This is a genomic window from Klenkia terrae, assembly GCF_900491935.1.
Classification (GTDB): Bacteria; Actinomycetota; Actinomycetes; order Mycobacteriales; family Geodermatophilaceae; genus Klenkia; species Klenkia terrae.
In genome coordinates, this window is record NZ_UEXK01000002.1 from 1 (window position 1) to 5,626 (window position 5,626).

General features: G+C 76.7%; 5 protein-coding genes. 2 read left to right on the plus strand and 3 right to left on the minus strand.

Annotated features, from left to right (window positions below; all coding sequences use genetic code 11):
- Nucleotides 1-69: 69 nt before the first annotated feature.
- Nucleotides 70-906, plus strand: coding sequence for a class I SAM-dependent methyltransferase (locus LFA75_RS00030; protein WP_225231737.1), 837 nt, complete (start codon nucleotides 70-72; stop codon nucleotides 904-906).
- Nucleotide 907: 1 nt separating this feature from the next.
- Here LFA75_RS00030 and LFA75_RS00035 read toward each other — a convergent pair whose 3' ends face one another.
- Nucleotides 908-2,467: a CocE/NonD family hydrolase gene (locus tag LFA75_RS00035; protein WP_225231738.1), complete on the minus strand. Its 1,560-nt coding sequence runs from the start codon at nucleotides 2,465-2,467 to the stop codon at nucleotides 908-910.
- Nucleotides 2,468-2,755: 288 nt separating this feature from the next.
- Nucleotides 2,756-3,730 carry a 16S rRNA (cytosine(1402)-N(4))-methyltransferase RsmH gene (gene rsmH / locus LFA75_RS00040; RefSeq protein WP_225231739.1) on the minus strand — a complete coding sequence of 325 codons (975 nt, stop codon included), beginning with the start codon at nucleotides 3,728-3,730 and terminating at the stop codon, nucleotides 2,756-2,758.
- A 612-nt stretch (nucleotides 3,731-4,342) separates the two neighbouring features.
- Between rsmH and LFA75_RS00045 the strand changes: the two genes are divergently transcribed.
- Nucleotides 4,343-4,540, plus strand: coding sequence for a DUF308 domain-containing protein (locus tag LFA75_RS00045; protein ID WP_225231740.1), 198 nt, complete (start codon nucleotides 4,343-4,345; stop codon nucleotides 4,538-4,540).
- 17 nt (nucleotides 4,541-4,557) lie between these two features.
- On the opposite strand, the gene LFA75_RS00050 is transcribed toward LFA75_RS00045, so the two are convergent.
- On the minus strand, nucleotides 4,558-5,541 hold the full coding sequence (locus LFA75_RS00050; protein WP_225231741.1) for an ROK family glucokinase: 984 nt from the start codon (nucleotides 5,539-5,541) through the stop codon (nucleotides 4,558-4,560).
- Nucleotides 5,542-5,626 lie beyond the last annotated feature (85 nt).

The window sequence follows — 5,626 nt, forward strand, 5'->3', positions numbered from 1 at the left end:
TACGTACCCCTCCCGGGTGGGTCCACCACGGCCTCCCGCCCCGGACGCCGGCCGTGCCAGCATCGCCGGATGCCCGCTCCCCTCCCCCTCGCCTCCGACGGCTACCCGCTGGCCGGCGGGGTGGAGCGCCGCGAGGTGTCCGAGGCCGAGTCGGTGCGGGCCAACCGCGGCTGGTGGGACGCGGCGGCTCCCGCCTACCTCGCCGAGCACGGCGCCGACCTGGGCGACGCGGACTTCCTGTGGGGTCCCGAGGGGCTGCGCGAGGCCGACGCCCGACTGCTCGGCGACGTCGCCGGCCGCCGGGTCCTCGAGGTCGGCTGCGGCTCGGCCCCGTGCGCCCGCTGGCTGACCGCCGCCGGCGCGCAGGTGGTGGCCCTGGACCTGTCGGCCGGGATGCTGGCCCGGGCGCGCGAGCTCAACGCGAGCACCGGGCTGTCCCCCACCCTGCTGCAGGCCGACATCGGTGCCCTGCCGCTGGCCGACCACAGCGTCGACCTGGCGTGCTCGGCGTTCGGCGGTCTGCCGTTCGTGGCCGACGTCCGCGGCGCGCTGGCGGAGGTGGCCCGGGTGCTGCGCCCGGGCGGGCGGTTCGTCGCCTCGGTGAACCACCCGCTGCGCTGGCCGTTCCCCGACTCCCCCGACCCGGCCGACCTCACCGTGGTGGGGTCCTACTTCGACCGCACGCCCTACGTGGAGACCGACGGCGCCGGCACCGTGGTCTACGTCGAGCACCACCGCACGGTTGGGGACTGGGTGCGCGACGTGGTGGCGGCCGGGTTCGTGCTGGCCGACCTGGTGGAGCCCGAGTGGACCCCGGGCCGGACCGAGACCTGGGGCCAGTGGTCCCCGGCCCGCGGTGCGCTCGTCCCCGGGACGCTGGTCCTGGTCTGCGACCTGCCCCGCTGAGCTACCGGCCGACCGGCAGCACCAGCCGGGACGCCCCGCCGGCGACGGCGACCGTCCGGGTGGAGACGACGGTGCGCACGGCGGTGTCCGGCGGCTCGCCGGTGCCGGTGTTGCGGGCGTAGTGCGGGTGCGAGGACCCGGCCACCACCAGCCGCAGCCGTGAGCCCGCGGCGAACCGGTGGGCCACCGCGTCCAGCGGCAGCCGCACCGGGCCGCCGTCCGCGGTCGTGCCCTCGTCGCCGGGGACCAGGCGCACGTACCCGTCGCTCACGTTGCGGGAGCGCCCGCGCCGGTCCACCTCGGACAGCCGGACGGCGAGGTCGACGTGCTCGACGTCGGTGCCGTGGCGCAGCTCGACCACCGGGACCCCCAGCACCTCCAGGGCGGTCGGCAGCGGTTCGGACAGCCAGACCGCGACGTCGTCCCGGGCGCCGAGCGCGGTGTCGTCGGTGTAGCCGCCGCTGCGGTTGTCCAGCAGCCGCCCGCCGAAGCTGGGGGTGGGGTCGGCCGGGTCGCTGCGGAAGGTGACCGGTGCGGCGTCCGGCCCGGGGGCGGCGTCCGCGAGCTGTCCGTCGGCGGTCAGCAGCAGGGTCCGGTCGGTGGTGGTCGGGGGCCAGCTGGGCAGGTGCCGCCACTCGTCGGCGCCGGTGACGTGCACGTGCACCGGGGCGGGACGGCGGTGGGGACCGGTCCCCGCGAGGTGCTCACCCAGCCAGTCCAGCGACTCCCGGGTGACGAGGCCGCCGCCCTTGGACAGCGTCTCGACGTGGGTCCAGGGACCCACCGTGAGCGCGACGTCGACGCCGCGTTCGGTCAACCTCGAGTACTGGTCGAGGGTCTGGTCGAGGAAGAGGTCCTGCCAGCCGCTGATCAGCAGCACCGGGATCTGCACGTTCTCCAGTGCCCGGTCCAGCTGCACCGGCGCCCACCAGGGGTCGGTGCGGTCGGGGTGGCCGACCCACTCGCGGTACCAGGGCGCGCGGCCGGCCAGCAGGCGCTCGCCGGCGTCGCGCAGCGGGAGCGCGTCGAGGGCGGGCCCCATCCGGCGGGCGCCGGTCGCCTGGCGGACCAGGCCGCGGATCCGGCCGGGGTCCTCCTGGTGGGCGACCATGTCGCTCCAGCCGAGGAAGTCGTTGACGGTGAAGGCGCCGGTGCCCCAGGTGGCGCGGGAGAAGTCGTGCGGCCCGACCAGGACGACGGAGGCGACGAGCTCCGGCGGCGGGTCGGCCAGCAGGGCCCACTGGGTGAAGCCGAGGTAGGACAGCCCGACGGTGCCGAAGGTGCCGGTGAACCAGGGCTGCTCGCGGAGCCAGGCGACGGTGTCGGCGCCGTCGTCGACCTCGCGGAACATGGGCTGGAACTCGTCCCCGGACCCGTAGGTGCCGCGGACGCTCTGGAAGACCATGTGGTAGCCGCGGGCGGCGTAGGCGGTGCCGAACAGCAAGGAGAACGGGAACGCCCGCCCGTAGGGCCCGCGCACCAGCAGCGTGCCCAGCACGGTCCCGGTGGGTGCGTAGTGGTCGGCGACCAGCTCGACCCCGTCCCGCATCGGAACCCTCAACCCTCGAGTCACGGTGTAGCCCCCCGTCGCCGGCGGCAGCTTCAGCACCCGAGACGCAACCCGATCCACCAGACCCATACCCAGATGATGCAGGTCACCCCCGCCCCCCACCAGCACCCCACGCAGGGCCCGACGGCCGGACGTGCACCGGCCCGGTGCGCCGGGTGGTGCCGGTGCGCGGGCTGCTCGTCCGGGCGGTGGCGGCGCGGCCGCCGGTGGACCGGGCGCTGCCGGTGCGGGTTCCGGACCGGTCGCGCAGGGGGCCGGTGGGCACGCGGGCGGTGGCGCTCACCGGTCAGCCCGCCGGACGCGCTCGGCGGCGCGGACGCGGGCCGAGGCCGCGCGGGGGTTGGTCGCGGTCTCCGCGTCGCCCGGGGCCTCGCCGCCGCGGGTCAGCAGCCGCAGCACCGGGGCGTGCTCGGGCATCGGGAACGGCATGCCCGGAGGGGTGCCGTCGGCGGCGCCGAGCGCCAGGGCCTGCTTCACGATCCGGTCCTCCAGGGAGTGGAAGGTGATGACGACGACGCGGCCGCCGACGGCGAGGGCGTCGACCGCGGCCGGGAGCACCCGGGTCAGGACCCCCAGCTCGTCGTTGACCTCGATGCGCAGCGCCTGGAAGGACCGCTTGGCCGGGTGGCCGCCGGTCCGCCGGGTCGCCGCGGGGATGGAGTCGCGGACCAGCTCGGCCAGCCGTGCGGTGCCGGTGAAGGGCTCGCGGGCGCGCTCGCGCTCGATGGCGGCGGCGATCCGGCCGGCGAAGCGCTCCTCGCCGTAGACCTTGAGGACCCGGGTGAGCTCGCCACGGGAGTAGGTGTTCACCACGTCGGCCGCGGTGCGCGGACCGCTGGGGTCCATCCGCATGTCCAGCGGTGCGTCGGTGGCGTAGCTGAAGCCGCGGCTGGGCCGGTCCAGCTGCAGGGAGGAGACGCCGAGGTCGAACAGGATGCCCTGGACCTCGTCGATGCCGAGGTCGGCCAGCACGTCGGGCAGCTCGTCGAAGACGGCGGGGACCAGGGTGACCCGGTCGGTGTGGCCGGCGGCGGCGATCCGGGCGGCGGCCTCGGCGCGGGCGTCGGGGTCGCGGTCCAGGCCGACCAGCCGGAGACCGGGGTGAGCGTCGAGCATGGCCAGGGAGTGCCCGGCCAGCCCGAGGGTGCAGTCGACCAGCACGGCGCCCTCGGCGGCGCAGGCCGGGCCGAGGAGCTCGGTGACCCGGTCGAGCAGCACGGGGACGTGCAGCGCTGGCTGCTCGTCTGCGCTCATCGGGTCCTCCAGGTGCGGTCCGTGCTGCGGGGCGTCGTCTCGGCCGTGGGACGTCGTCGGTGCGCTGGTGGTGCGTGCTCTGGGGTTCTCGGCCGGTCCCGGCCGATCTCCACTCGGTTCTCCTCGACCGCTGCAGGTCGAGGCGGTGCGGGTGTGGCTCGTGGTGCTGGTGGGACGTCGGCGGGCCGGAGGGTGCCCGGGTCCGGGTGGTGCGGAGGGGTCCGGGGCGTCGCGCCCGGTGCGTCGGTCGGTGGTGCGGCCCGCCCCACCGCGGGGCCCGTCCGGCGACGGGGAAGGTCACCGGCACGGGCCCCGCATCGGGTGCGGCTGCTGCTCGGGTCAGGGAGCAGGTCGTGCTGTGCGGTTCTCGTGTGCGGTGGTGCTGTGCGGTCGTGCGGTCCGTCTCGGCCGGGTCCAGCCGCGGGGAAGTCGGCTGGCGGGTCCGGTGGTCCGAGCCCCGGGGAAGTGGGCTCGGGCTGGAGGGGGGGGGGGGGCGGGGGGGGGGGGGGGGGGGGGGCCTTTTAAACAACTGGCGGCGGCGGCGAGACGCCCTGCGGTGGACTCGGGTGGGGGCGGGGCGAGGGAGACAAAGAAGCCCCGCCGCCGCTGCCGGTGCTGGCCCCCGCGTCGCTGTACGCGCTGCTGCTGATCCTCGCCGGGGCGGTCTGCATCGTCACCCCGGGCACGCTCGGGCTGAGCCTGGACGTCGGCATCGTGATCGGCGTCCTGGCCGTCGTCGGCGGGGTCGCCGTCCTGGTGTCCCGGATGCGCGACCGGTCCGACGACGACGGCGACGGGGCCGTCGTCTAGCCGGTCTCTCCCTCCGGCTAGGCCGTGCCCTCGGCGACGGCCAGCCGGACGAGGTCGGCGGCGCCGACCAGGCCGGCCTGGGCGCCGAGCTGGGCGCCGACGACGGTCGGGCCGGGCCGGAAGCCGCGGCCGGGCAGCGCCCGCTCGAGCCGCTCCCGGGCCGGGCCCAGCACCATCTCGCCCAGCACGCTGACGCCGCCGCCGATGACCACCACGTCGGGGTCCAGGATCGCCGCCATGTCCGCGATGCCCTGACCCAGCCAGGTGCCGACCTCGGCGAGCAGCTCCAGCGCCAGCGGGTCGCCGGCCTTCGCCGCGGTGGCCACGTCCTCGCCGGTCAGCCGCTCGGCCCGGCCGCCCACCCGCTCGAGCAGCAGCGCGGCGGCCGCCGGGGAGCTGGTCGCCACCTCGCGCGCGGTGAGGCCCAGGGCGTTGCCCGACGCGTACTGCTCCCAGCAGCCCCGGTTGCCGCAGGCGCAGAGCCGGCCGTCGGGAACGACCCGCATGTGGCCCCACTCGCCGGCCACGCCGTGCGCGCCGCGCTGCAGCCGGCCGTCGATGACCATGCCGCCGCCGATCCCGGTGCCCAGCGTGATCATCACGGCCAGGTCCGAGCCCTGCGCCGCGCCGTACCGGTACTCGGCCCAGGCCGCGGCGTCGGCGTCGTTGCCCACCCACAGCGGGCGCTGCAGCCGCTGCGCGAGGTCCTGGCGCAGCGGCTGGTTGCGCCAGGCCAGGTGCGGGGAGAACAGCACGGTGTCGCCGGTGCGGTCGAACCAGCCGGCCGCGCCGACCCCGACGCCGACCAGCGGTCCGCCGTGCCGCTCGGCGAGCTCGTCGACGACCGCCGCGATGGCGTCCTCGGTGGCGCGGACGGACTTGCCGGGGGTGGCGCGGCGGGCGGTGTCGGTGATCGTGCCGTCGGGCTGGACGACGCCGCCGGCCACCTTGGTGCCGCCGATGTCGATGCCCAGGGCCGGGAGGTCCTGCGGGGAGCTCATGCCACCTCGATGTGCTGCACGGGAGCCGGCCGGGGGGCCGGTTCGGGTTCGGGGGCCGCGTCGTCCGCGGCCCCCGAACCCGAAC